The organism is Vibrio sp. 2134-1, from assembly GCF_033339495.1.
Window position 1 is genome coordinate 1 of record NZ_JAWOUS010000960.1, and the last position, 518, is coordinate 518.

At 45.4% G+C, this 518-nt stretch carries 1 protein-coding gene; it reads left to right on the forward strand.

What is annotated here, in order from left to right; genetic code table 11:
• Positions 1-518 (forward strand): DUF3404 domain-containing protein (locus R7R78_RS29485; protein WP_225475008.1); only part of this gene is annotated, 518 nt, incomplete at both ends.

The window sequence follows — 518 nt, forward strand, 5'->3', positions numbered from 1 at the left end:
ATCCTTTGAAGGATATTCAGCAGCTCTACAGCTTGGCGAATACATGTCGAGGGAAATTACCTCTCAGCCCTCTAATTACTGAACCTCTAGTATTTACTCGTGCTATTTGTAAGGGAACGCAATTAACGCCGCGTTGGTTCTCGCGTAGTGGATTAATTCACCCGGGTGGCGGTACTTACGCGGCGCGCTATGTTGAAAAGTATCCCGAGTTGCGTCCTAAACTTGCTCAGTACATGCACATTAAAGAGCGTGACAACGAAGAAGGTGACGAGCTACTAGAAAGCTTGCAAAATATGGACGATGACGCCATTAATGCTCTAATTGCAGGAGCAAGTATGTTTATTGAAGGCAAGGAAATGTGGCTTCGTCGTGGCGACCGTTACTTCGTATTTTCCAAAGATGTTTGGCAAGAAAACGTCGCGAATGCGGGTCTTTCTTATACATTAGCGTCACAAAGCAAAAGCTGTTTCGTGAAACGAGGCAACATATGGTGGGATGTAGAAGATCACTCGCAAGTA